The sequence below is a fragment of the Frigoribacterium sp. AP1 genome (genome assembly GCF_056680555.1).
Genome location: NZ_CM155288.1, coordinates 2,039,342 through 2,063,953 on the forward strand (window position 1 = coordinate 2,039,342; position 24,612 = coordinate 2,063,953).

Below are 24,612 nucleotides of genomic sequence, written 5' to 3' on the forward strand. Positions count from 1 at the left end.
TCGAGGATGATTCCCCAGGGTCCGCTCGGCTACAGTCGCTGAGTCCCCAGGTCACTGAACCGGCCGCCGGACCCGTGGCAGGACGTCTCTCACGCCCGTCTCCTGCCGTGTGTCGTCTCGATGCGAACGAACGGACGGGGCAGCTTCCCGAAAGCTGTCGAGATGCAGGAGACCCACCCTCTTGACCCTCCCCGGCTCAGACCACACCCCCGACGTGCGCCCGAACCGCACCGTCGCCACCCGTACACCGGCCGACCTGCCGACCCGCTCGTCGTTGCGCCGTGCCCAGGCTGCCGCCGCGCCCGCGACCCGCACGGGCAGGCCCTCGGTCAAGCGAAGCGTCGTCTCGGTGACCGTGATGACGCTCACCGCCGGCCTGATCGGCACGATGGCCCTACCGGCCTTCGCATCGAACCCCGCCGCCGCGAACGACCCGAGCGTCGGCGCGGCGTCGACGAGCGTCTCGACCAGCCACGCCCAGAGCGTCGCGGTCGCCGACGACGTCGCCCTGGCCGACGCCACCCGCGACGGTTACACGGCGACGTCGCAGGCCGACCTCAACGCGGCGGCCCTGGCCACCCAGCGCGAGGCCGAGCGTGCCGCCCTGGCCGCGAGCTACGCCAGCTACACCGGACCGACGGCTGCCGAGAACGTGGCCGCCGCGGCGAGCGGCACCGTGGCGACGCCCGGCGCCTTCAGCCTCAGTGCGGTGTACGACACGGCCCTGCAGTACGTGGGCACCCCCTACGTCTTCGGCGGAGCGACCCCGGCCGGCTTCGACTGCTCGGGCTTCGTCATGTACGTCTACTCGCAGTACGGCATCTCGCTTCCGCACTCGGTCACGCGCCAGGGCGCCATGGGCACGCCGATCTCGGCGGCCGAGGCGCAGCCCGGAGACGTCATCATCTTCAACGACGGGTCGCACGACGGGTTCTACGCCGGCAACGGCATGATCCTGGACGCGCCCAAGCCCGGTGGGTCGGTCAGCGTGCGCCCGCTGTGGACCTCCGCGGTGCACTACGTGCGCTACGGGGCGTAGGCGACCCGCGCCTCCTGCGCCTGAACACCCTGTGAAGAGCCGCCCTGCCCCTTGGCAGAGCGGCTCTTCGGGGCTTAGCCTGGCGATCTCGGAGTTCCGCTGAGACCAGGAGCGTCAGATGCCTCGTTCGACCGCCACCCGCACCATGGGTGCGCTGTCGCACGAGCGCATACGACACCCCGCCATGTGACAGAGCACCGTCCCCGTGACGGTGCTTTTTTCGTATCGGTGGGCCTGCTGGGCCTGCGCCACCCCGAGAGATCGAATCCCTGGAAGCCGTCCAGGGTGCTTCGAAAGGGAAAGCATGCGCACTCTCGTCCTGAACGCCGGTTACGAGCCCCTCGCCGTGGTGTCCGATCGGCGGGCCCTCGTCCTCGTCATGAGCCGGAAGGCGACGGTCGTCGCCGCCGATGCGCAACACCCCGTGCTCGGGGCGGTGACGTCGTGGGATCGCCCGTCGGTGATCGTGCTGACGCGGTACGTGCGCATCCCGCACACGCGGCAGATCCCCGTCTCGAGGCGGGGTGTCATGCGGCGTGACTCGCACCGCTGCGCCTACTGCGGGCGGTCGGCGACGACGATCGACCACGTGCAGCCGCGGTCACGAGGTGGGGCGGACAGCTGGGAGAACCTCGTCGCGTGCTGCCTCAAGTGCAACAACCTCAAGAGCGACCGCACCCCGCACGAGATGGGCTGGGAGCTGCTCTTCACGCCGAAGCCGCCGCACGGGGTCGGCTGGGTCGTGCGCGGCATGGAGCGGACGCAGGCGGACTGGGACGAGTACCTCGCCGCCGCGTGAGCCCGGGCGGCCTGCCTGCCTGCCTGCCTGCCTGCTTGCCTGCCCATGAACCCGGTTTCGAACGATGCACCCGGTTGCTTCCGGGTTCATCGTTCGAAACCGGGTTCATCGTGCGCCGGACGGCAGGAGGCGCGGCTTCGGTAGACTCGGACGGTCAGCCTCTGTAGCTCAATGGAAGAGCAGTTCCGTCCTAAGGAAAGGGTTGGGGGTTCGAGTCCCTCCAGGGGCACCTGACGTCGCTTCGCGACGATGCCCCTTGGAGGGACTCGAACCCCTGCGGCCCCGCGCTTCGCGCGCCCGTCCAGGGGCACTCCTCGCTGGCGCTCGTCGCGCCCCTTCCGGGCCACGAACCCCCGCGGCCCGACAGCGCTGGCGCGCCGTCCCCTCCAGGGGCACCTGACGTCGCTTCGCGACGATGCCCCTTGGAGGGACTCGAACCCCTGCGGCCCCGCGCTTCGCGCGCCCGTCCAGGGGCGTGCCTCGCGGGCGCCGATCGGCTATGCCGGGAGCTCGGGGAGGGCCAGGAGGGCGATGCCGAGCGCAGCCGCCACTGCTCCCAACACCGTGATCGCCACGCCCGGCACGGCACTGCCACCGTCCCGCCGCCGCACGATCAGGACTCCGCCGACGATGCCGACGAGCCCCAGGGCGAGGAGGGTGATCGAGAACACCATGAGGAGCCTTCCGGTTGGTGGGAACGGTGCTGACATCGGCGAGCCTGCTTCGGGGGAGCGCTCGGCGCGCACGCCACCGTGAGTGTCCGTCCGAGCTCGGACCACCGGGAGCAACGCTACCTGGAGGTCCCGATCGCCGAAGGGCCAGAGTGGGCTCATGCCGACCGCCGCAGAGACCGCCCGCACGACCCGCTACGACCGGCAGATCGGTCGCCGCGACCTCACCGAGTGGCGATCGAGGCCGGGCCGTCGGCTCGCCTCACGGCACAAGACCGTCGCGCAGAAGGTCGGCGCTCGCCGCGCCCTCGTCGCGACCCTCGCCGTCGGGGGCGGCATCGCGATCGCGGCGACCGCCGGTGCGGCCTACATCTACGACGGCGTGACGGGCCGCGACGGCATCGAGAGCCTCGACCGGCCGGCGCTCGCGCGTGCGAAGAAGCTCCGCTCGCCGTTCACCAACGGCGCGGCCGCGACCATCGCCCACGTCTTCGGGCCCGTCGCCCTGCCGGCCCTCACCGTCGGCGCCGCCGCGGCCTTCGGCATCCGGGACCGTCACCCCAGCCCCGTCGCCCTCATCGTGGCGGCGGGCGCCGGCTCGCTCGCCATGACGGTCGTGGGCAAGAGGCTCATCAAGCGCAACCGGCCCGACCGGCACGAGGCCATCCCGCCGTACGAGAAGTCCCCGTCGTTCCCGTCGGGCCACACGCTGAACACGACCACGATCCTCGGCGTGCTCGCCTACCTCCTGGCGCTGCGGCAGGAGAAGCAGGCGCCGCAGGTCGCCCTCGTCGGAGCCGCGGCCGGGACGGCCGGCGTCGTGGGGTTGTCCCGGGTGCTGCTCGGGGCCCACTGGTTCACCGACGTGGCCGTCGGCTGGGTCAGCGGCATCGGCTGGCTCTCGCTGATCGTCACGAGCCACCGCCTCTACCTCAGCACCCAGGACGACGACGACGTCCACGAGTGACGGCCGTGTGGTCGACGTGACCCTCGAGGCGGGCGTGCGCCGCGCCTCCTCGTCCTGGGCCTCGGCCGGAGGCGCCGGGCGTCACGCGCGGTCGTGCAGGGTGACGTGGTAGCCGTCGGGGTCGACGAAGGTGAAGGTGCGGCCGAAGGGGCCGTCGACCGGGGCGGTGGCGATCTCGACGTCGGCGGCGACCAGGGCGTCGTGGATGGCCTGCGCGTCGGGGGCGAGCAGCCAGAGGCCGACCCCGCGACCGAGCGGGGCCGCGTCGAGGTCGACGCCGGGCAGCGGGCCCCGCACGGCGAACGCGATCGGCGTCGTGGCGAAGACGATGGCGTGCGGCGGGCCGTCCTGGCGAGTCAGGCCGAGGTGCTCTTCGTAGAACGCGGCCGAGCGCTCGACGTCGCGGACCTGGAGGGAGATGAAGTCGGGACCGGTGGCGGTCATGGTGCGCCTGCTCTCGTATGAAAAGTGAGTGTCAGTTAGCTGACATAGACGAACCTATGTCAGACTACTGACATGAGTCAAGTCGGATCGGCGATCGACCTCGAGACCTCGGTGGGCTATCTGCTGAAAGAGGCGTCGAGCGCCCTGCGCGCCGCCATGGAGGCCGAGCTGCGCCCGCTCGGCATGACCATCACGCACTACTCGTGCCTCGAGCTGCTGGCCCAGCGGCCCGGGCTGTCCAACTCCGAGCTCGCCCGCGGCGCCTTCGTCACGCGGCAGTCGATGAACGTGCTGCTGCAGTCGCTCGAGCGTGACGGGTTCGTGCGGCGGGCCGACCGTGCCCCGTCGGGGCGGGCGTTGCCGACCGAGCTGACGGCGGCCGGGCGGCGTCAGCTGACGGTCGCGAGTGCCGCCGTCCGCGGGGTCGAGGACAGGATGACGGCCGGGCTCACACCCGCCGCGCGTCGTCAGGTGGCCGAGGCGCTGCGGGGGTTCGTGTCGGCGCTGCGCTGACTCAGGTCGCGAGCGTGCGTCCGAGCGACACCGTGCCCGGGTCGTCCGCGTAGTGGCCGTAGGCCGCGATCGGCCGGTACCCCGCCGACTCGTAGAGGCGGATGGCGGTGTCGTGGGCCACGTTGGTCTCGATCACCATCTCGGTGACGCCGGCGTCCGCGGCCGACCGTTCGAGCCAGTGCAGCACGCGTCGTGAGAGGCCGCGTCCGCGCCGGTCGGGCCGCACGTACATCCGCTTCAGCTCGGCGCGGCCGTCGGACAGCAGGCGCCAGGCACCCAGGGCCACGGGGTGGCCCGCCTCGTAGGCGACGGCGAACGTGCCTCTCGGCAGCTCGAACTCGGAGCGGTCGATCGGGCTGTCGTCGCGCCCGCCGTAGATCTCGACGTACAGCTCTTGCAGCCCCTCGACGAGCTGCTGCACGTCGGGGTGGTCGTAGGGGCGGGGTTCGATGCTCGTCGCGGGCGCCGGGGTGGTCACCGGACCATCTTGGCCGATCGCCGGACGTCGGGCTTGGTCGGGCTCGGCCCGGTCGGGCTCGGATCGGTCCGGTCCGGTCCGGTCCGGTCCGGCTCGGCGCGGTGTGTCAGCCCGCGTCGCGCCCGGACACCCGGTCGAGACCGGACGAGGAGGCGCGGCGCGCGTCCCCGAGATCGCACCCGAGGGCCACGAGCACGCGGGCGACCAGCTCGACCGTCCACTCGGGGGTGACGAGCTCGGGGCTCGACCACCAGGTGTGCAGCCCGCCGAGGAGGCTGCCGCCGACCAGGGACAGTGCCAGGTCGACGTCCAGCTCGGCGAACGAGCCCGCGGCCTGCCCGGCCTGGACGAGCGCCCGCGCCTGCGGCACAAGCGCCGCCTCGGCATCGAGCAGGCGCAGCCCGTTGCGCGCGACGACCACGGCCACGGCCGGGTCGCTCTGCGCCAGCCCGAGCACCACGTGCATCGCGATCGCCGCCGTCGTGACGGGGGAGTCGTCCGCGTGCCCGAGTGCCGACATCCGCTCGGTCTGCTCGTTCAGCACGCTCTGCACGGCCTCGTCGAAGAGCTCGTCCTTGCCGGCGAAGTGGTTGTAGAACGTGCCGAGGCCGACGTCCGCCAGCTGCGTGATCTCGGCGACGGGGACGGCGGCGTAGTCGGCCCGCCGGAGCAGGACGACGCCGGCGTCCACCAGCTTGCGACGCGTCTCGCGGGTGCGGCGGGACGTCCTCGTGGGCTCGACCCGCGCCTCCTCGTCGTCCGGTTTCACAGGGGCCTCTCACGTGTCTGGCGGGATGTCTCGATACATTCTGTCATGACTGACGAATTCGTCAGTTCTGACGATTCCATCTCAGGAGGCACCATGCCCGACGTGACCATCAGCGCCGCCCGCCCTGACCAGCTCGATTCCGCCGCCGCCGTGCTCGCCGAGGGGTTCCGCGACGATCCCGTCCTGCTCGGGTTCGTCCCGCGCGGGCCGCGGCGCCACGCACGGCTGGTCGACCTCTTCGCGGCGACGATGCGCTCGATCCCGGCGGGCCGTCGTGCGGTCGACGTGGCCGTCGTCGACCGCGACGGGGGCGTCGTGGGCGCGGCCGTCTGGGAGGCGCCGCGCGCTCGAGCGTCGTCGCCGCTGCGCCTGCCGGTGTCGTGGGCGGAGCTCGGGCAGCTGCCGCGGTACCTGCGTGCGCTCGGGCTCGGCGGGCTCGTGCCGGCGGCCCGCCACCAGTCGGTGCTGGCGGCACCCCGCCCGCGGCTGCCGCACTGGTACCTCGGCGAGATCGCGGTCGGCGACGCGGCCCGAGGGCTCGGCGTCGGCACCTCGCTGATCGAGCACCGCCTCGCGACCGTCGACGAGCGCGGTGAGGCCGCCTACCTCGAGTCGTCGACCGAGCGGAACAGGGCGCTCTACCGGCGGATGGGCTTCGTCGAGCTGGGGCCGATCCGCGGGCTGCCGGGGGTGACGCCCGCCGCGATGTGGCGCCCGGCGACGCGGACGACCTGAGCCGCGCGGACGGGCCGTCCAGACGGGGCATGTATCTTCATGTCGAGAGACTTCTGCGCGGTAGCGTAGGGGCAGCACCACCGAGCACACGCATGCCCGACCACGAGGGAGCACCTGCCGCATGGCGAAGATCATCTACACGCTGACCGACGAGGCGCCGATGCTGGCGACCTACTCGTTCCTGCCCATCATCCAGGCCTATGCCAAGACCGCGGGGGTCGACGTCGAGACCCGCGACATCTCGCTGGCGGCCCGCATCATCAGCCAGTTCCCCGAGCGCCTCACCGACGAGCAGCGCCAGGGCGACGCCCTGGCCGAGCTGGGGGCCCTGGCGAAGACGCCCGAGGCCAACATCATCAAGCTGCCGAACATCTCGGCCTCGATGCCGCAGCTCAAGGCCGCGGTGGCCGAACTCCGGTCACAGGGCTACGACCTCCCCGAGTACCCCGACTCGCCGTCGACCGACGCCGAGCGCGACGTCAAGGCCCGCTACGACAAGGTCAAGGGCAGCGCGGTCAACCCCGTGCTGCGCGAGGGCAACAGCGACCGCCGCGCCCCCCTGTCGGTCAAGAACTACGCCCGCAAGCACCCGCACCGCATGGGCGCCTGGACGGCCGACTCCAAGACGAACGTCGCGACCATGGGCGTCGACGACTTCCGCTCGAACGAGAAGACCGTCGTCATCCCGGCCGACGACACCCTGCGCATCGAGTTCGTCGGCACCGACGGCGAGACCCGCGTGCTGCGCGAGTCGATCCCCGTGCTGGCCGGCGAGGTCGTCGACGGCACCGTGCTGCACGTCGCCGCGCTGCACGAGTTCCTCGCCGCACAGATCGCCCGGGCCGAGGCCGAAGGCGTCCTGTTCTCGGTGCACCTCAAGGCCACGATGATGAAGATCAGCGACCCGATCCTCTTCGGTCACGTGATCCGCGCGTTCTTCCCGCGGGTGTTCGAGCAGTACGGCGCCGCCCTGGCGGCCGCCGGGCTCGACCCGGCCAACGGCCTCAACGGCATCCTGCAGGGCCTCGCGGCGCTGCCGAACGGCGACGAGATCAAGGCCGCCTTCGACCAGGGCATCGCCGACGGGCCCGACCTGGCCATGGTCGACTCCGACAAGGGCGTCACCAACCTGCACGTGCCGAGCGACGTCATCGTCGACGCGTCGATGCCCGCCATGATCCGCACCTCGGGTCACATGTGGGGCCCCGACGGCGGCGAGCACGACACCCTGGCGGTCATCCCCGACTCGAGCTACGCCGGCATCTACCAGGCCGTGCTCGACGACTGCCGCGCGAACGGCGCCTTCGACCCCGCCACCATGGGCTCGGTGCCGAACGTCGGCCTCATGGCGCAGGCCGCCGAAGAGTACGGCTCGCACGACAAGACCTTCGAGGTGCCCGGCGACGGGACCGTCCGCGTCGTGAACCAGGCCGGCGAGACGCTGATCGAGCACGAGGTCGCCACGGGCGACATCTGGCGTGCCTGCCAGACGAAGGACGTCCCGATCCGCGACTGGGTCAAGCTCGCGGTCACCCGTGCGCGCGCCAGCCAGACGCCCGCCGTGTTCTGGCTCGACGAGACCCGTGCCCACGACGCCACCCTGATCGGGCTGGTGCGCACCTACCTCGCCGAGCACGACACCGAGGGCCTGCAGATCGAGATCATGTCGCCCGTCGACGCGATGGCGTTCTCGCTCGAGCGCATCCGCCGAGGCGACGACACCATCTCGGTCACCGGCAACGTGCTGCGCGACTACCTGACCGACCTGTTCCCCATCATGGAGCTCGGCACCTCGGCCAAGATGCTCTCGGTCGTACCGCTGATCAACGGCGGCGGACTGTTCGAGACCGGTGCCGGCGGTTCCGCCCCGAAGCACGTCTCGCAGCTCGTCGAGCAGGACTACCTGCGGTGGGACAGCCTGGGCGAGTTCCTCGCCCTCGCCGTCAGCTTCGAGCACCTCGCGACGTCGACCGGCAACGCCCGGGCGCAGATCCTCGCCGACACGCTCGACCGCGCCACCGGCACCTTCCTCGACGAGAACAAGTCGCCCGGCCGCAAGCTCGGCTCGATCGACAACCGCGGCAGCCACTTCTACCTGGCCAAGTACTGGGCCGACGAGCTCGCCGCCCAGACCGGCGACGCCGAACTGGCCGCCGCGTTCGCCGGTCTGGCCGCCACCCTCGGTGGGGCCGAAGAGGCGATCGTCGCCGAGCTGATCGAGCCCCAGGGCACGGCCGTCGACATCGGGGGCTACTACCACCCCGACGCCGCCAAGACCGAGGCCGTGATGCGCCCGTCGCACACGCTGAACGAGGCGCTCGCGACGCTGTAGGTCGCGGGGCGCAGGTCGCTCGAGAACAGGAGGCGCGGTGCCGGCTGGCACCGCGCCTCCTGTCGTCCGTCGGGTCGGGCGCTCGTCGGGTCGGTCGCCGAGTGGTCCCGAATCGTCCTTGAGGGGGCGCGCGAAAGACGATTCGGGACCACTCGACCGGCGGGCATGCGTCAGGGGTGCAGGGCGTTGCGGGCGGTGGCGCGGACGGCGTCGGTGACGGCGTCGAGGAGGGGCGAGGCGAGGGTCCAGCGCTGCCAGAAGAGGGGCACGTCGACGGGGTCGGCGACGGCCAGCTCGACCAGGCGCCCGGCGTCGAGTTCGGGGCCGGCCTGGGCCTCGGGGAGCATGCCCCAGCCGAGGCCGAGCACGACGGCCCGGGCGAAGTCGGCCGACGCGGGCACGTGGTGCCGGGGCGCGAGCGGCTCACGGCCCGTGAGGCGACGCACGAAGTCGTGCTGCAGGTCGTCCGTGCGGTCGAAGACCACCATCGGGGCGCGGTCGAGCCTCGCGCGGTCGATCCTCCCGTGGTCGAGCTTCCCGTCGTCGGGCCGCCCGTGGTCGAGCGGCCCGCGCGCGGGCGTCCTCGGTTCGTCCGGCCCGCCGCCCAGCCACCGCTCGACGAACCCGGGGCTCGCGACGGCGCGGTACCGCATGACGCCGAGCGGTTCCGAGCTGCAGCCCTGCACGGGCTCCCGGGTCGCGGTGACCGCGGCGAGCACGTCTCCCGACCGCAGCAGCTCGGCCGTGTGCTGCTGGTCGGCCCGGCGCAGGTCGAACACCACCGGCACGGTCGGCGGGACGACGGCCAACGCGTCGAGGAACCAGGTCGCCGTCGAGTCGGCGTTGACGGCGATCGGCAGGGTCGTGGGCACGGGGTCGCCCGACGCGCCGTCGCCGCCGTCGTCGCCGTCCAGCCGGCCACCGCCGAGCCGCGCGAGCGCGTCCGAGGTGAGCAGGTCGACCTGGCGGGCGTGGCGCAGCAGCACGTCACCGGCGTCGGTCGTGGTGACCGGCGTCGTCCGACGGAGCAACACCTGCCCGGCCGCACGCTCGAGCTGCTTGATGCGCTGCGACACGGCGGACTGCGTCACGTGCAGGCGTCGCGCGGCCGCCTCGAAGGTGCCCTCGTCGACGATCGTGCGCAGGGTGTCCAGTTGGTCGAGTGCGAAGCGGGCCATGAGCAGAGCTTATGCAGCATCGCGAACATGAGTTAGCGCGATGCCCCGCGGCGGCCCTAGCGTGGCACCATGACCTTCGCGACCGTGCTTCCCGCCGTCCTGTTCGGCTTCGGCACGAGCCTCGCCCTGATCGTCGCGATCGGTGCCCAGAACGCCTACGTGCTCCGCGTCGGGCTCCAGGCCGTGACCCGTGTCGTGGTGCCGGTCGTCGTGGTCTGCGCCGTGAGCGACGCCGTGCTGATCAGCGCCGGGGTGGCCGGGGTCGGAGCGCTCGTCGAGGCGGCACCGCAGGCGGTGGTCGTCGTCCAGCTCGTCGGGGCCGGGTTCCTGCTGGTCTACGGCGCCTTCGCCGCCAAGCGGGCGATCCGGCCGGTCGGCGCGTTGACGGTCGACGTCGCGCCGGAGTCGGCTCTCGTCGGCGTCACCGCAGGAGGCGCGGTGCCGGCCGGCGGCACCCCGCCCGTCGCGCAGGGTCCCCGCCCCTCGGCCGCGCGCGCCGTCACGCCCGCCCGGGTCGTCCCGGCCGTCCTCGGCGCCCTCGCCTTCACCTGGCTCAACCCCCACACCTACCTCGACACGATCGTCTTCCTCGGCTCGGTCGCGAACCACCAGCCGCCCGAACTGCGCTGGTGGTTCGCGGCCGGGGCGATCGCGGGCAGTCTAGTGTGGTTCTCGGCGCTGGGATTCGGCGCGCGCCTCCTGCGTCCCCTGTTCGCGAAGCCGGTCGCCTGGCGGGTGCTCGACGCGGTCATCGCCGTCGTCATGGTCGCCCTCGGGCTGCGGCTGCTGTTCGGGCTCTGACGGTGCCCGGTCGGTCGGCCCGGTTCGATGTCGAGCCGGCTCGACGTCAGACCGGACGCTCGGCGACGGCTCGCTGCCAGCGGACGAGCATCACCCGTGCGTAGTGCACGGCCGACACGTAGTGGAACACCAGCCCGACCAGGAAGACCAGGTACCCGACGCCGATCACGGCCGTCGACTCGGGGCCGCCGAGTGCGACGCCGAGCAGCAGCACCGCCAGGCCGACGAAGCACAGGCCCGTGCGCAGCCGGCCGGCCCACCAGACCGGCAGGGCCGGGTCGCCGCGGAAGGCCAGCACCGCTCCGACCGCGAGCAGCACGTCCGGCACCATCAGCAGCACGGCCTCCTGCCAGCCGAAGACGTCGGCCGTCGCGAACGCCACGGCCACCACGACGACGGTCAGCCGGTCGGCCACGGGGTCGAGCCACGACCCGAGAACCGAGACGGAGTCGGTGCGCCGGGCCACGAACCCGTCGAGCCAGTCGGTCGCGAAGACGACCGCGATCACGACGAGGGCCGGCCACCAGAGCTCGGCGATCAGCAGGCCGGCGAAGACCGGCAACAGCAGGAGGCGCGCAGCCGTGATCGCGTTGGGTACGGTCCGCCAGTCGTCCACCTCGAAGAGGCGGTGGCGCAGGGCGCCGAGCCGACGGGACGACAGGTGTTCCGCGACGAACTCGCCCGAGGCGGACGCACCCGCGACGACGGGATCGGCCACGGCGTGCCCGGCCGCGTGGACGGCCGTCGCGACGGGCCCGCGGTCGTCGACCCGCGCCTCCTCGTCCGCTGCGTCGTCGAGGGTCTCAGGGGCGTCGCGGACCTCCGCGTCGTCGGCGGCGACCGTCTCGTCGACGGTGCCATCCACGTCGTCGGCGGCTGCCGCGCGACGCCGGCGCACGAGCCGCACGACGAACACGATCGCGACGATCACCGCGGCCCCGATCAGCGCCCACGACGAGAACTGCCCGAGGTATTCCTGTGCCGCCTCGAGCGACGACCGCAGCAGGAACCCGATGCCGACGTAGACGGCGGCCCAGGTCAGCGCCCCGCCGAACGACGCGGGCAGGAACGACCGGTAGGGCACCTTCGCGACCCCGGCCGCGGCCGGCGTGAGGGTGCGGACCACGGGCACGAGGCGGGTGAGGAAGACCGCAGCCGCCCCTCGCCGCTCGAGGACGGCGACGGCACGGTCCCAGCTGTCGACGCCGATCCTGCGGATGATGCGCGTGTCCCGGAACCCCGTGCCGAAGCGGCGGCCGAGCAGGTAGCCGACGTGGTCGCCGAGCGAGCCGCCGATCGCCACGGACACGAAGAACGCGACCGCCGGCCAGGGGTCGTCGAAGGTCGCGGCGAGCAACAGCACGATCGTCTCGCCCGGCACGAAGACGCCGAGGCCCAGCCCGGACTCGGTGAACGCGAACAGGGCGCCCAACGCCCAGACGAGCGGGGTCGGCAGAGACGAGCCCATGTCGGTGATCCACCCGATGAGGTCCATCCCGCCAGGCTAGGGGAGGGGTGCTGAGGGGTACGTCGCGACCTCTCGCTGCGGCGGTAGGGTCGCCGCATGGTCAGCTTCGCGGACAAGCCCGTGCTCGACGTGACGGTCGAACAGTGGCGCGAGTACCTCGAGGGCGACCCCGACGTGGGTGGGGTGCGACTGACGCTCCGGAAGGTGCGGTCGACGAGGCCCGGCATGACCTGGTCCGAGGCGCTCGACGTCGCCCTCTGCCACGGCTGGATCGACGGCCAGACCAGTCGGCTCGACGACGATTTCACGCTCACCGCGTTCCAACCGCGGCGGAAGAACAGCCCGTGGTCCCAGGTGAACCGCGAGCACGTCGCCCGGCTGACCGCCGAAGGGCGCATGACCCCGGCGGGGCAGGCCGAGGTCGACCGGGCGAAGGTCGACGGGCGCTGGGACGCCGCCTACCGGCAGAAGGACGCCGCGCCTCCGGACGACCTGCAGGCGGCGCTCGACGCCGACCCGGCGGCGGCCGCCCACTTCGCGTCGCTGACGAAGACCGAGCGGTTCCGCGTGTACTTCCGGCTGGCCTCGCTCAAGCGGCCCGAGACCCGCGCGGCGCGCATCCGCGACGTGGTCGCCGCGGCCGCCCGCGGCGAGCAGCACTACCGCTGAGCCGGCACGGGCCGCGCGCTGGCTCGGGCCGGGTGCTCCGGGGGCCTACGCCGCCACGAAGTGGACACTGCGCCACGACTAGACGTGGTGCGGTGTCCACTTCCTGGCGGGGTGGAGGGTGGGACATGGCGGTGCGGCGCGGTGGGAAGTGCGAAGCGCAGGAGGCGCGGGTCGCGTCAGCGGCGCGAGCGCTGCTTCCAGAAGCGGCCGGCCAGCCGCGCCAGACCGACCAGCGCGAGCGACAGCACGGCGAGTGCGACGAGCAGCACCACCATGTAGACCGCCACGGGGCCGTAGCCGCCCAGCGCCTCCGGGTCGTAGAAGGGGTACGGGTAGAACGACGTGACGGCGCCGCGGACGAGCGAGTACACGCTGTACGCCACGGGCACGACGAGCCCGAGGGCGGCGGCCGACCACGGCAGGCGACGGCCGGCGGGCAGCACGAGCCAGTCGACCAGCACGGCGACGGGCATCACCATGTGCACGACGACGTCGACCCAGGGCAGCACGCCGCCAGCCACGTCGGTCAGCAGGACGTTGAAGACGAGGCCGACGAACACCATGTTGACGACCGAGATGAGCCGCACGGTGTCCCACGCACGGCTGCCGGGGCGACGGCGGAGGGTGCGGACTCCGCCGACGGCGAAGACCACGACGGCGAACAGGTTGCTGAGGTTCGTGAAGAACGAGAAGAAGTTGACGATGCTGTAGTCGTTCTCGATCGAGTCCGCGAACTGGGCGGCGACGGCGACGAAGCCGAGCGCCGCGAAGGCGAACCGAAAGGGAGCCATGAGCTGAGCGCGCGTCATGTCCTCACCCTAGTGAGGCGGGCAGTCGTGGTGGCGCGGGCGGGTGGCCGGCCGGTGCCCGCCGAGCGGGTCGGCTTCGGGTCAGGCCTGCTCGATCTTCTCGATCAGGGTCGCCTTGGGGTACCGCGACACGTTCGCGACGCCCTTGCTGCGGGCGAGGGCGCGCAGGGCGACGAGGGTCTGCGCGTGCAGGTCGACGTGGGCGTCGTGGCCGTCGGGCAGCTGCACGGTGGTCTCGTCGACCTCGGGCAGGGGCGGGGTGTAGATCGAGCGCGGCTCGGCCGGGGTGGCGGACGACGGCGTCGACGACGCCCCCTTCGAGGCCTGGCCCGCGCCCTTCGCCGTCTTCTTCGCGTCCTTGAGTCCGGCGGCGGCGTCGTCGAGCGCGTTCTCGAGCGGCTTCACCGACGGACGCGCCTTCTTCGCGAGCTTCTTCGCCCGGCGCTTGGCCTCGGCGACGGCGGCTCGGGCGTCGGTGACGGCGTCCTCGGCCTTGTCGTAGGCCTTGGCAGCGGATTTCTTGAGCTTCTTCTGGTCGGCCATGATGGGCGATCCCCTTCGGTCGGACGTGTCGGGCGTGTGGCCCCACGCTGGCACGACGGCCTGGGACGTCGTCCAGCCGTGGCGCCTCGGCGGCTAACGTGTCGCCATGACCGACCCGACCCCGGCTCCCGTGATCGCCCTGCTGCGCGACCTCGTCGCCATCGACTCGACGAGCGGCACGCCCGGCGAGGCGGCCGTCCTCCGCCGCGTCGCCCTCGAGTTCGAGGGTGTCGAGGAGGCGCGGGTCGCCTTCGCCCCCGGGGTCGACGGTGAGCCCACGGCCCTCCTGGTCTCGCCGACGAGCGTCGCCGCCGACAGGCCGCTGCTCGTCTTCGCGTCGCACGCCGACGTCGTTCCCGTGACCGACGCCTCGGCGTGGTCCCACGACCCCTTCGCCTCGACCGTCGTCGGTGACCGCCTGCACGGACGGGGCACGTCCGACATGAAGTCCGGTCTCGCGGCCTCGGTCGTCGCTGTGCGCGACCTCCTGCGGCAGGGCGCACCCGTCGCGCTCGCCGTCTCGACGGGTGAGGAGGTCGGTTGCCTCGGGGCTCCCGCCGTCGTCGACCTGCTCGCCGGTCTCCGGGTCGGAGCCGTCGTGATCCCCGAGTCGACCGACGGGCGGGTCGTGCTCGGCCACCGCGGCGCGCTCTGGTTGACCGTGCGCACCTCGGGCGTCGCCGCGCACGGCAGCACGCCCGAGCGGGGTCACAACGCGATCCTCGACCTCGTGGCGGTGCTCGGGCGCCTGGACGACCTGCCGCTCTCGGCGCACGCCGACCTCGGCCGCGAGACGGTCAACGTGGGCGTCGTCTCGGGCGGCAGCGTGCCGAACATCGTGCCGGACGTCTGCGAGGTGCGCATCGACCTGCGGGTCGTCCGCGACGACGTCGGCGAGCTCGTCGGCTGGTGGCGGGACCAGCCCGAGGTGACCGACGTCCGCGTCGACCTCGACCTGGCCGCCGTGTGGACCCCGCGCGACCATCCCTGGCTCGCGGGGCTCGATGCCCCGGTCTCGGAGGCGCCCGCCTCGTACTTCACGGACGCCTCGGTGCTCGTGCGATCGCTCGACGACGGGGTGCCCGTCGTGGTCTGGGGCCCGGGCGACCCGACCGTCGTGCACGCGGTGGACGAGTCCGTGTCGGTCGGCGCGGTGCTGAGGGCCGTCGAACAGTTCGGTCGTGCCGGCGAACGGTGGGCTGCCGAGCACTGACCGACGGCCGACGGGCGCGGGCACGGGTCAGGCGGGCGCGGAAGCCGTCGGCCGCGTGCTCTGCCTTCGGACCAGTCGGGGCGCGAACGAGACGCGCGCGCCTCCTCGTCCGCCGTCGTCGGACCCGCGCAGCGAGAGCAGTCGCAGCGCCTCGCCGGCCATGCGGTCGGTGGGCTGGGCGAGGGTCGTCAGGGCCGGGGTCACGTACGAGGCGAAGACGATGTCGTCGAAGCCCGTGACCTGCAGCTCGTCGGGCACCGACACCCCGAGTTCGCGGGCCGCCCGCAGCACGCCCATGGCGATGAGGTCGTCCGCGCAGACGATGGCGTCCGGGCGGTCGTCGGAGGTGAGCAGTCGGCGGGCCGCCGCGTCGCCGCTGTCGACCGAGTAGTCGCCGAGCACGACCCCGTCGCGCACCTCGCGGATGCCGAGCTCGGCCGACCAGTGTCGGAAGCCCCGGAGCCGCAGGGTCGTCGACGAGTTCGTCAGCTCGGAGGTGACGAACGCGGCCGAGCGGGCACCGGTCTCGGCCAGGTGCGTCAGGACGAGCTTCATCGCCTCGGCGTCGTCGAGGCCGATCCAGTCGGTGCCCGGGACGTCGACCCGGCGGTCGAGCTGCACCAACGGCACGGCCCGGGCGGACGCGGCGACGGCGGCCGCGCTCTCGGTGTCGTGCACGGGGCTGACCACGATGCCGTCGACGTGCCGTTCGATGAGCGACCGCAGGTGCTCGGCCTCGACGGCGGGGTCCTGCCGGGAGTCGCAGAGGAACAGCTGCTTGCCCTCGCCGTGCAGCGCGCTCTCGAGGCTGTCGACCAGGGTCGTGAAGAACGGGTTGAGGATGCTCGGGACGACCATGCCGACCGTGTCGGTGCGGCGGGTGCGCAGGGCGCGGGCGATGCCGTTGCCCGAGTAGCCCAGCTCGTCGGCCGCCTGTCGCACGCGGACCTCGACCTCGCGGCCGACGGGACGGGAGGCCGACATGACGCGCGAGACCGTCGCGGGGGAGACGCCCGCCCGGCGGGCGACGTCCGAGATGGTGACGGCGTTCATGGGCTCCTCAGGGCGTGGCCGCCGGGGGCGACGGGTGATGCCGTCATCGTATCGTCCCCTCACGGGAAACCGATTGCCCGCCCCGGATCTCTTTTACACGTCGGAAACACAAAGGTGTTGACACTCGAAACACGAAGGCGTCACTCTTGACGCAGTTCCCGACGGAAATCGATTGCCCATCGATCCCGACCCCACCGAGATCGCCCCCTCGCCAGTCCCGCATGCTCCACCTCGTCCTCCCCAGGAAGGCTCCTCATGCCCACGACCCGTACCGTCCTCGCCGCATTCGCCGTGGGCGCCATCGCCATCGGCACCCTCGCCGGCTGCGACTCGTCCTCGACCACCGCCTCCGGCTCCGCGTCCGGCGGCTCGACCTCGACCCGCCCGGCCCCCACCGACGTCCCCCAGGCCTGTGCCCCCGACGGCGGCGGCACCCTCCAGCTCGGCATGGTCGACATCAACGAGCAGACCGCCTTCTTCACCCAGATGAACGAGGGCGTCCAGGACGTCGCCGACGAAGCCGGCGCCGACCTGCAGATCGTCAGCGGTGACAACGACAGCGCCACCCAGGTCTCGGGCGTCGAGAACCTCGTCGCCTCGGGCGTGGACGCCCTGATCGTCGACCCGGTCGACGCGACCGCGCTCGTCCCCGCCCTCACCGCCGCGAAGGCCGCGGGCATCCCGGTCGTCGCCGCCGACGGCTCGGTCGACGACGCCTCGGCGATCGACTCGTACGTCGGCACGGCGAACGAGGACGGCGGCGCCCAGCTCGGCAAGGCCTTCCTCGACATCACCGGCGGCGAGGGCGAGGTCGGCGTCGTCGGCGCGCTCAACAGCGCGATCCAGATCCAGCGGCAGAACGGCTTCACCGACGCCGTCGAGGCCGGCGGCATGACCATCGGCACGATCGTCGACGGCCAGAACGTCAACGAGGACGCCCAGGCGGCAGCCGAGAACCTGCTGACCGGCAACCCCGACCTCGAGTACATCTACGCCACGGGCGAGCCCGCGCTGAACGGCGCCATCGCCGCGGTCAAGAGCCAGGGCGCCCAGGACCGCGTGAAGATCGTCGGCTGGGACCTCTCGCCCTCGGCCGTCGAGGGCCTGCAGGACGGCTACGTCGAGGCCGTCATCCAGCAGGACACCTTCGGCTTCGGCTACGAGGCCGCCAAGGCCGCGATCAACCTCGCCTGCGGCACCGCCGAGGTGCCGGCGACCGTCGACGTGCCGATCACGATCGTGACGCCCGACAACCTGGCCGACTTCTCGTACTACCTGGAGGGCTGATGACCGACGCGACCCGCGCCTCCTCCGAGCCCCTGCTCGTCGAGCTCGAGGGCATCCGCAAGTCCTACGGCGCCGTCGACGTCCTGCGCGGCGTCGACCTGCGCCTCGCACGCGGCGAGGTGCTCGGCCTCGTCGGCGACAACGGCGCCGGCAAGTCCACCCTGATGAAGGTGCTCGCCGGTTCCGTCCAGCACGACGGCGGCCGCATCAGCATCAAGGGCAAGGAGGTGCGGTTCCAGTCCCCGAGCGACGCCCAGGCCGAGGACATCGGCATCGTCTACCAGGACCTCGCCCTCTGCGACAGCCTCAACGTCGCCGCCAACCTGTTCCTCGGCCGCGAGCCGCGGGTCGGACCCTTCCTCAAGGTCGGGGCGATGCACGCCGAGGCCACGGCGGTGCTGAAGGAGTTCGGCGTCCGCGTGACGTCCACGCACCAGCTGATCTCGCAGCTCTCGGGTGGCCAGCGCCAGTCGGTGGCCATCGCGCGCGCGGCCTCGGTCGACCCCGACGTGTTGATCCTCGACGAGCCGACCGCGGCCCTCGCGGTCACCGAGGTCGAGTCGGTGCTGCGCCTCATCAAGGAGGTCGCGGCCCGAGGGGTCGGCGTCATCCTGATCACCCACCGGCTGCAGGACCTCTTCCGGGTCTGCGACCGCATCACCGTCATGTACGAGGGGCGCAGCGTCGACGACGCCCGCATCGACGACCTCACCATCGAGTCGCTCGTCGACATGATCACCCGTGAAGGGAGCGCTGCCGCATGACCGCGACGACCTCTGACCCCACCCGCACCGACGGCCCCGAGCCGGGGCGCGGCCCCGGCGGCGCCGACGCGCGCGAGCGCCGCTGGGAAGCGCTTCAACGCGTCAACAAGTCCACCCTGCTGATGCTGGTCGTGACGCTCGTCGTCATCGTCGTCTTCTCGGTGGCGACCCCGACCTTCCTCACCGGCACGAACCTGCGGAACGTCGCCGTGCAGGTGGCTCCCGCGGCGATCGTCGCCGTCGCGATGACCTTCGTCATCACGGCGGGCATGATCGACCTCTCGGTCGGGTCGACGCTCGCCCTGGTGTCGGTGATCGGGGCGGTGCTGCTGCGGGCCGGCCTCGAATCGGTGCTGGTCATCGTGATCTGCCTGGCCGTCGGCGCCTTCTGCGGGTTGGTCAACGGCTGGTTCTCGAGCTACCAGGGCATCCCGTCGTTCATCGTCACCCTGGCCACGATGTCGATCGTGCGGGGCGTCGCCCTGCTGATCACCAAGGGTTACTCGATCGCCATCGGCTCGGGCCTGATCTTCGCCCAGGTCGGCCAGGGTCGACTGTTCGGGCTCGGCTATCCCGCCTGGCTCGCGCTGATCATCGTCGGCGTCGGCATCGTGGGGCTGCAGCGCATGCGGTTCGGCCAGTACATCACCGGCATCGGCTCGAACGAGGAGTCGGTCCGTCGGGCCGGCGTGGACACGCGCTTCGTCAAGATGATGGCCCTCGTGCTCAGCGGCACGGCGGCCGGCGCGGCCGGCATCATCACCGCGGCCCGCCTCGGGTCGGGCGACGCCAACTCGGGCGTCGACTTCGCCATGACGGTCATCACGGCCGTGGTGATCGGCGGGACGAACCTGCTCGGCGGCAAGGGCAGCGTGATCGGCACGGCGATCGGGGCCATCCTGACCGGCGTCATCACCAACGGCCTCACGCTGCTCGGCCTGAGCCCCTACATCGTGCCCATCGTGACGGGCAGCCTGCTGATCGTCGTCATCTGGATCAACCTGCGCGGCGGCTCGTTCACCGACCTGGTGCGCAAGCGGGTGACCCGATGAGCCGCGTCGGTGGCTTCGGCGTCGAGACGACCACGGTCGTCGACGTGCAGACGGTCACCGGCCCCGTGCCGAGCGACCGCCTCGGCTACACGCTGCCGCACGAGCACCTGATCAACAGCATCGAGGAGGGCGGGCTCGAGCCCGACCCCGACTTCCCCGAGCTGTTCGACGCGCCGGTCACGCCCGAGATCGCCTGGTTGCTGCGCGACCGCCCGCTCGCCTGTCGCGACAACTGCGTGCTCGACGGCGACGACGACGCGGTCGACGAGCTCGTGGCCTTCCGCGAGCTCGGCGGAGGCACCGTCGTCGAGCTGACCTCGGACGGTCAGGGCCGTGACCCGCGCCGCCTCGCCGAGATCTCGCGTCGTAGCGGGGTGAACGTCGTCACCGGCGGCGGCTGGTACCTCGAGCGGTTCCACCCCGAGGCCACGGGCCGCGACACCGTCGACGACCTGGCCACCCACCTGGTCGCGCAGTACCGGGCCGACCCGGCCGAGACCGGGGTGCCCCGCTCGGGCGTGATCGGCGAGATCGGCGTCTCGCCCGGCTTCACCGAGCGCGAGGAGCGCTCGCTCCGGGCGGCCTGCCGCCTGCAGCGCGAGACCGGCCTGCCGATGTTCGTGCACCTGCCCGGCTTCGTCCGGCACGGTGGGCGCGTGCTCGACGTCGTGCTGCGCGACGAGGGCGTCGACCCCACGGCGGTCGTCCTCTGCCACATGGACCCGTCGGGCAGCGACCCCGACTACCAGCGCAGCCTCGCCGAGCGCGGGGTCTGGCTCGAGTTCGACATGATCGGCATGCCGTACCGCTTCTCGCTGCCCGGCGAAGGGCAGTCGCCCTCACCGGTCGAGACCGCGACGGCGATCGCCCGCCTGGTCTCGGCCGGGTTCGGCCGCCGCCTGCTGTTCAGCCACGACCTCTTCCTCAAGAGCATGTTGCGCAAGCACGGGGGCAACGGCCTGTCGTACGTCCCCGCGGTGTTCCTCGACCGGCTGACCGACCTCGGCGTCGACGCCGACGTCGTGCACGGCGTCGGCACCCGCAACGTCCGCGACCTCTTCGAGGGCGCGGCCCTGACCCGCTGAGGGGCGACGTCGCGGCACCGAGCCGCGCGCGCCTCCTCGTCCCGTACCGTCCCGTCACCACCGGAAGGCTCCACCATGTCCCGCATCCTCATCGCCGGCGAGAGCTGGATCACCGCGACCACCCACACCAAGGGCGTCGACGAGTTCACCGCCCACTCGTACACCGAGGGCGTCGCGCAGCTGCGGACTGCCCTGCAGGCCGGCGGCCACGAGGTCGTCCACCTGCCGGCCCACCTCGTCGCCACCGACTTCCCCGAGACGCAGGAGGCGCTGGACGCCTACGACGTCGTGGTGCTGTCCGACATCGGCGTCAACTCGCTGCAGCTCGCGCCCGACGTGTTCGAGAAGAGCATCCCGGGTCGGGACCGCGTCCGTGAGCTCGCCCACTGGGTGGAGGCCGGAGGCGCGCTGCTGATGATCGGCGGCTACCTGTCGTTCTCGGGCTGGCAGGGCCGTGCGGGCTACGCCCGCACCGAGATCGCCGACGTGCTGCCGGTCGAGCTGCTGATCGGCGACGACCGCGTCGAGCGCCCGGCCGGCGTCGTCGCCACCGTGCTCGACGCCGAGCACCCCGCCCTCGGCGGCGCGGGCACCGGGTGGCCGCTGCTGCTCGGCTACAACCGCACCGTCGTGAAGCCGGGCGCGATCGAGCTCGCCCGCCTCGACGGCGACCCGCTCGTCGTCGTCGGCGAGGCCGGTGCGGGACGCACGGCGGTCTTCACGAGCGACTGCTCGCCGCATTGGGCGCCGCCGGCGTTCTGCGAGGAGTGGGACGGCTACGCCAAGGTGTTCAACGGCATCGTGTCGTGGCTGACCGGCCGCTGACGGTGGCGATCCCGACCCGGCCCGAGGGCCCCGGCGCGGGACGGGCGGCCGCTCTCGTCGCCCGCTGCTCGGCCGAACTCGACGCCTCCGCGTCGGGGCCGCTGCTGGCCCGGATGGCCGACGGCACGATCGACGATGCGGCCTTCGGCCGGTACCTCGCGATCGAGCAGGCGTTCGTCCGGACGGCGGCCCGACTCGCCGGCTACTGCCTGTGGCAGCAGCCGGAGTGGTCCCGGGCCGAGCGGCACGCCGAGGCCGTCGTCGACCTCGTCGGACCGCAGAGTGCCTACTTCGCCGACCTGCGCGCGACGCGACCGGTCGACGAGGCGGGGCTGCCCGCTCTGCTGGCCCGCGCCTCCGTGCTCGAGGCCACGGTGACGACCGCGCTCGACGAGGGCGGCTACGCCGGGGTCGTCACCAGCCTCGCGGCGGCCGAGACCCTCTACCTGCGGTGGTGCACGCGGGCCGCGGAGCGGTCGGTGCCGCGAGCGGGCGACGTGCAGCGGTGGATCGAGCTGCACGTCACCGACGGCTTCCGCGCCCAGGTCGCCTTCCTGCACGAGCTGGTCGACGAGCTGCCCGCCGACGTGACCGACGATCGGCTGGACCGCTGGTTCGTCGCCATGCTGCACGCCGAGGACGCCTTCCACGCGAGCGCCCTCGCCGAGGTCACCGCGTGACCGGCCCCGTCGTCGACCTGGCCGCCGTCGAGGCGCGCCTCGCCACGGCCGGCATCCCCTTCGAACGGCTGGCCGTCGGACCCGACGCCGTCGTGGTCGTCTCGTCGTACGGGGGCCGCGTCTACGGTCCGTTCTTCGCCGCCGGCGAGGCCGAGAACTGGCTGCCCGACGCGTTCGCCTCCGACGACGCGTTCGGCGCGCTCCTCGGCGGCGGCGACTGGAACGTCGGCGGCGACCGGGTCTGGATCGGCCCCGAGATCGCCTACATGATCCGCGACCGCGACGACTACTGGGGCAGCTACGAGATGCCGCCGTCGCTCGACCCGGGCCGTCACGACCTCGACCGCACGGGCGACCGCGTGACCCTGTCGCGGGTCGCCGAGCTCGAGGCGTTCACCGCGCCGACCGGGCACGTCCGCGCCGACCTGACGCTGGTCGTGCGGCCCGCGGCGCATCCGCTGCGGCACCTGCGCGGCGCGTCGGCCGCGGGCCCCGACGGCACACCCCTCGTCGACGCCGTCGAGTACGGCGGCTACGTGACGGAGGTGCGGCTCGGGATCACCTCGGACGGCGCGCACGAGGCCGAGTCGTGGATGCTCGACCAGGTGCGGGCGGGCGGCACCGCGTTCGTCGCGGCCGTGCCCGACACCCAGGTGACCGACTACTACGAGCCGGTGGGGGACCTGCTCGCCGAGGTGCCCGGCGGGGTCGCCGTGTCGCTGACGGGCACCGACCGCTTCAAGATCGGCTTCGCCGCACCGCACGTCACCGGACGGCTCGGGTACGTGCGCGCGGTCGGCGACCCGACCGACGACCGGGCGGTGCTCTTCGTGCGCGGCAGCCACAGCGACCCGTCGGCCGAGTACTCGGAGGAGCCCGACCCGTCGCCGGGCGTCCGCGGCGACTCCCTGCACCTGTACGACGACGACGGCGGGCTCGGCGGGTTCGCCGAGATCGAGGCCCGGGGCACGCCCGTGCTCGGCCCACGTCCCGAGGCGGTCACCGACCGGTTCGGCAGCTGGTGGTTCCGCGGGCGGACGGACGACGTCGCCCGCGTCGCCCAGCACCTGCTCGGGGTGCCCGCGCCGACGGTGGCGCAGGCCGCCCGGGGGGCCGCGCCGCGCCTCCTCGGTCCGTCGGTCGCGTCGTCGACCGCTGCGTCGACGCCGTCCCCGTCCCTGTCCCCGACCCCGACCCCGACCCCGACCCGAGAGCCGTCCCCGAGAGGAACGACATGACCCACGACACCGATCCGGACGCGGCGCAGCGCGCGGAACGCGCCTACGACGACCTCGTCGCCCTGGTGCAGCACGGCCCCCGGTTCCACGGCACCCCCGGCATCGCGGCCGCCGGCGACTGGCTCGAGCAGCGGCTGACCGCGGTCGGGTGGCCGGTCGCACGGCAGCCCGTGACGCTGCCCGGCTGGCAGCCCGGTCGGGTGCCTCGGGTCACCGTGCGGCAGCCGATCGCCCGCGACCTGCCCGCCTGGCCGATGCTCTGGAGCGGCTCGACCGACGGGCCTCGCCGGGGCACGGTCGAGGCCGTCGGCCCGCAGGGACTCTGGGGCGACTCGATGGTCTGGCAGAAGTTCGTCGTGCGGGGTGACGACGGCGACGTGGTGGCCTACCTGCACGCGCGCGACGACGGGCCCGCCGCACCACAGCCGCTGCCGTCCGGGTCGGACCACGACGTGGCCCACCTCGCCCTCGGCCGCCTCGACGGTCTGCAGCTCACCGAGTGGATCGCCGACGGCAAGCCCGTCGAGCTCGAGGTCGAGGCCGACAGCGGTCCGGTCGAGGCCGCGACGAGCGACAACCTGATCGTCGACGTCCCCGGCACGGGCGAGGGGTCGGTGCTGCTCTGCGCGCACTACGACTCGTTCTTCAACACGGTCGGCGCCTACGACAACGGCAGCGGCACGATCGCCCTGCTGCAGCTGGCCGAGCGGTGGGCGGCGGCCCCGCCGGTCGCGTCGGTCCGACTCGTGTTCTTCACCGCCGAGGAATGGCACCTGGGCGGATCGCGGCACTTCGTCGACAGCGCCTCGACCGGCGAGCTCGACGCGATCGACTACGTCCTCAACGTCGACGGGCTCGGTCGCGGGTCGTTCGTCGAGGCGTTCGGGGCACCCGAGGCGTTCTCGACGGCGTTCCGCGGTGCGCTGCTGCAGCACGCCGCGGCCACCCGGCCCGACCTCGAACTCGTCACCCGGTTCCCCCCGACGACGGGCACCGACGACGCGTCCTTCTACCGGGCAGGCGTACCCAGCGCGTTCCTGACCTTCAACGACCTGCACCGTCTGCACCAGCCCGACGACGAGCCGAACCGGGGCATCGCGGCGAACGTGGCCTGGACCGTACCGCTCGTCGAGCACCTCGTGGCGAGCCTGGCGCGGCCGACCCGCGCCGCGCCTCCCGGGGTGCTCTAGGCCCGGGCCG

Annotated in this window: 26 protein-coding genes and 1 tRNA gene; 18 read left to right on the top strand and 9 right to left on the bottom strand. The window is 72.6% G+C overall.

The features are described from left to right. Positions 1–214: 214 nt before the first annotated feature. The 3 genes from AC1MBW_RS09770 to AC1MBW_RS09780 all read left to right on the top strand — a co-directional run bounded on the left by AC1MBW_RS09770 (position 215) and on the right by AC1MBW_RS09780 (position 2,067). On the top strand, positions 215–1,039 hold the full coding sequence (locus AC1MBW_RS09770; RefSeq protein WP_480024326.1) for a C40 family peptidase: 825 nt from the start codon (positions 215–217) through the stop codon (positions 1,037–1,039). Positions 1,040–1,343: 304 nt separating this feature from the next. Next, entirely contained in the window at positions 1,344–1,838 is a 495-nt protein-coding gene (locus tag AC1MBW_RS09775; protein ID WP_480024327.1) for an HNH endonuclease, read from the top strand. Positions 1,839–1,995: 157 nt separating this feature from the next. Further along, positions 1,996–2,067 (top strand) — tRNA-Arg (locus AC1MBW_RS09780). Between the two features lie 268 nt (positions 2,068–2,335). Here the strand turns inward: AC1MBW_RS09780 and AC1MBW_RS09785 are convergent. Then, complete coding sequence (locus AC1MBW_RS09785) at positions 2,336–2,512, bottom strand: hypothetical protein (protein WP_480024328.1); 177 nt, start codon at positions 2,510–2,512, stop codon at positions 2,336–2,338. Positions 2,513–2,669: 157 nt separating this feature from the next. Here AC1MBW_RS09785 and AC1MBW_RS09790 point away from each other — a divergent pair, with 157 nt between their 5' ends. After that, positions 2,670–3,476: a phosphatase PAP2 family protein gene (locus AC1MBW_RS09790; RefSeq protein WP_480024329.1), complete on the top strand. Its 807-nt coding sequence runs from the start codon at positions 2,670–2,672 to the stop codon at positions 3,474–3,476. A gap of 81 nt (positions 3,477–3,557) precedes the next feature. On the opposite strand, the gene AC1MBW_RS09795 is transcribed toward AC1MBW_RS09790, so the two are convergent. Continuing rightward, positions 3,558–3,920, bottom strand: a complete 363-nt coding sequence (locus AC1MBW_RS09795) for a VOC family protein (RefSeq protein ID WP_480024330.1) — start codon at positions 3,918–3,920, stop codon at positions 3,558–3,560. A gap of 72 nt (positions 3,921–3,992) precedes the next feature. Between AC1MBW_RS09795 and AC1MBW_RS09800 the strand changes: the two genes are divergently transcribed. Beyond that, a complete protein-coding gene (locus AC1MBW_RS09800) occupies positions 3,993–4,433 on the top strand; it encodes a MarR family winged helix-turn-helix transcriptional regulator (RefSeq protein ID WP_480024331.1) in 441 nt (146 codons plus the stop codon). A 1-nt stretch (position 4,434) separates the two neighbouring features. On the opposite strand, the gene AC1MBW_RS09805 is transcribed toward AC1MBW_RS09800, so the two are convergent. Both AC1MBW_RS09805 and AC1MBW_RS09810 read right to left on the bottom strand, forming a co-directional pair. Then, positions 4,435–4,911 carry a GNAT family N-acetyltransferase gene (locus AC1MBW_RS09805; RefSeq protein WP_480024332.1) on the bottom strand — a complete coding sequence of 159 codons (477 nt, stop codon included), beginning with the start codon at positions 4,909–4,911 and terminating at the stop codon, positions 4,435–4,437. A 106-nt stretch (positions 4,912–5,017) separates the two neighbouring features. After that, positions 5,018–5,680, bottom strand: coding sequence for a TetR/AcrR family transcriptional regulator (locus tag AC1MBW_RS09810; RefSeq protein WP_480024333.1), 663 nt, complete (start codon positions 5,678–5,680; stop codon positions 5,018–5,020). A gap of 45 nt (positions 5,681–5,725) precedes the next feature. Here AC1MBW_RS09810 and AC1MBW_RS09815 point away from each other — a divergent pair, with 45 nt between their 5' ends. Beyond that, positions 5,726–6,415 carry a GNAT family N-acetyltransferase gene (locus tag AC1MBW_RS09815; RefSeq protein WP_480024334.1) on the top strand — a complete coding sequence of 230 codons (690 nt, stop codon included), beginning with the start codon at positions 5,726–5,728 and terminating at the stop codon, positions 6,413–6,415. 121 nt (positions 6,416–6,536) lie between these two features. Continuing rightward, positions 6,537–8,747 carry an NADP-dependent isocitrate dehydrogenase gene (locus tag AC1MBW_RS09820; RefSeq protein WP_480024335.1) on the top strand — a complete coding sequence of 737 codons (2,211 nt, stop codon included), beginning with the start codon at positions 6,537–6,539 and terminating at the stop codon, positions 8,745–8,747. A 170-nt stretch (positions 8,748–8,917) separates the two neighbouring features. On the opposite strand, the gene AC1MBW_RS09825 is transcribed toward AC1MBW_RS09820, so the two are convergent. Next, positions 8,918–9,925: a LysR family transcriptional regulator ArgP gene (locus AC1MBW_RS09825; RefSeq protein WP_480024336.1), complete on the bottom strand. Its 1,008-nt coding sequence runs from the start codon at positions 9,923–9,925 to the stop codon at positions 8,918–8,920. Between the two features lie 69 nt (positions 9,926–9,994). Here AC1MBW_RS09825 and AC1MBW_RS09830 point away from each other — a divergent pair, with 69 nt between their 5' ends. After that, positions 9,995–10,726 carry a LysE/ArgO family amino acid transporter gene (locus AC1MBW_RS09830; RefSeq protein ID WP_480024337.1) on the top strand — a complete coding sequence of 244 codons (732 nt, stop codon included), beginning with the start codon at positions 9,995–9,997 and terminating at the stop codon, positions 10,724–10,726. Positions 10,727–10,772: 46 nt separating this feature from the next. On the opposite strand, the gene AC1MBW_RS09835 is transcribed toward AC1MBW_RS09830, so the two are convergent. Then, entirely contained in the window at positions 10,773–12,221 is a 1,449-nt protein-coding gene (locus AC1MBW_RS09835) for a CDP-alcohol phosphatidyltransferase family protein (protein WP_480024338.1), read from the bottom strand. A gap of 69 nt (positions 12,222–12,290) precedes the next feature. Here AC1MBW_RS09835 and AC1MBW_RS09840 point away from each other — a divergent pair, with 69 nt between their 5' ends. Continuing rightward, a complete protein-coding gene (locus AC1MBW_RS09840; RefSeq protein ID WP_480024339.1) occupies positions 12,291–12,863 on the top strand; it encodes a YdeI/OmpD-associated family protein in 573 nt (190 codons plus the stop codon). Between the two features lie 176 nt (positions 12,864–13,039). Here the strand turns inward: AC1MBW_RS09840 and AC1MBW_RS09845 are convergent, their stop codons facing one another. Next, the gene (locus AC1MBW_RS09845) at positions 13,040–13,672 is read right to left on the bottom strand and encodes a Pr6Pr family membrane protein (protein WP_480024340.1); all 633 of its coding nucleotides are present in this window, start codon (positions 13,670–13,672) and stop codon (positions 13,040–13,042) included. Positions 13,673–13,753: 81 nt separating this feature from the next. Continuing rightward, positions 13,754–14,215 (bottom strand): hypothetical protein, encoded by a 462-nt coding sequence (locus tag AC1MBW_RS09850; RefSeq protein WP_480024341.1) that lies wholly within the window; start codon positions 14,213–14,215, stop codon positions 13,754–13,756. Between the two features lie 106 nt (positions 14,216–14,321). Between AC1MBW_RS09850 and AC1MBW_RS09855 the strand changes: the two genes are divergently transcribed. Beyond that, entirely contained in the window at positions 14,322–15,428 is a 1,107-nt protein-coding gene (locus AC1MBW_RS09855) for a M20 family metallopeptidase (protein ID WP_480024342.1), read from the top strand. 27 nt (positions 15,429–15,455) lie between these two features. Here AC1MBW_RS09855 and AC1MBW_RS09860 read toward each other — a convergent pair whose 3' ends face one another. After that, positions 15,456–16,481, bottom strand: a complete 1,026-nt coding sequence (locus tag AC1MBW_RS09860; RefSeq protein ID WP_480024343.1) for a LacI family DNA-binding transcriptional regulator — start codon at positions 16,479–16,481, stop codon at positions 15,456–15,458. A gap of 255 nt (positions 16,482–16,736) precedes the next feature. Between AC1MBW_RS09860 and AC1MBW_RS09865 the strand changes: the two genes are divergently transcribed. From AC1MBW_RS09865 to AC1MBW_RS09900, 8 genes are all read left to right on the top strand, one after another. Then, positions 16,737–17,768, top strand: a complete 1,032-nt coding sequence (locus AC1MBW_RS09865) for a substrate-binding domain-containing protein (protein ID WP_071256462.1) — start codon at positions 16,737–16,739, stop codon at positions 17,766–17,768. Further along, positions 17,768–18,532 carry an ATP-binding cassette domain-containing protein gene (locus AC1MBW_RS09870; RefSeq protein WP_054146985.1) on the top strand — a complete coding sequence of 255 codons (765 nt, stop codon included), beginning with the start codon at positions 17,768–17,770 and terminating at the stop codon, positions 18,530–18,532. The genes AC1MBW_RS09865 and AC1MBW_RS09870 overlap by 1 nt, the downstream gene beginning before the upstream one ends. Further along, the gene (locus AC1MBW_RS09875; protein ID WP_480024344.1) at positions 18,529–19,584 is read left to right on the top strand and encodes an ABC transporter permease; all 1,056 of its coding nucleotides are present in this window, start codon (positions 18,529–18,531) and stop codon (positions 19,582–19,584) included. The genes AC1MBW_RS09870 and AC1MBW_RS09875 overlap by 4 nt, the downstream gene beginning before the upstream one ends. After that, positions 19,581–20,669: a phosphotriesterase family protein gene (locus tag AC1MBW_RS09880; protein ID WP_480024345.1), complete on the top strand. Its 1,089-nt coding sequence runs from the start codon at positions 19,581–19,583 to the stop codon at positions 20,667–20,669. Before AC1MBW_RS09875 ends, AC1MBW_RS09880 begins: the two co-directional genes overlap by 4 nt. A gap of 75 nt (positions 20,670–20,744) precedes the next feature. Then, the gene (locus tag AC1MBW_RS09885; RefSeq protein ID WP_480024346.1) at positions 20,745–21,494 is read left to right on the top strand and encodes a glutamine amidotransferase; all 750 of its coding nucleotides are present in this window, start codon (positions 20,745–20,747) and stop codon (positions 21,492–21,494) included. Continuing rightward, positions 21,476–22,174, top strand: a complete 699-nt coding sequence (locus tag AC1MBW_RS09890; RefSeq protein WP_480024347.1) for a TenA family protein — start codon at positions 21,476–21,478, stop codon at positions 22,172–22,174. The genes AC1MBW_RS09885 and AC1MBW_RS09890 overlap by 19 nt, the downstream gene beginning before the upstream one ends. Next, positions 22,171–23,412 carry a hypothetical protein gene (locus tag AC1MBW_RS09895; RefSeq protein WP_480024348.1) on the top strand — a complete coding sequence of 414 codons (1,242 nt, stop codon included), beginning with the start codon at positions 22,171–22,173 and terminating at the stop codon, positions 23,410–23,412. The genes AC1MBW_RS09890 and AC1MBW_RS09895 overlap by 4 nt, the downstream gene beginning before the upstream one ends. After that, complete coding sequence (locus tag AC1MBW_RS09900; protein WP_054146979.1) at positions 23,409–24,602, top strand: M28 family metallopeptidase; 1,194 nt, start codon at positions 23,409–23,411, stop codon at positions 24,600–24,602. The genes AC1MBW_RS09895 and AC1MBW_RS09900 overlap by 4 nt, the downstream gene beginning before the upstream one ends. Positions 24,603–24,612: the final 10 nt, after the last annotated feature.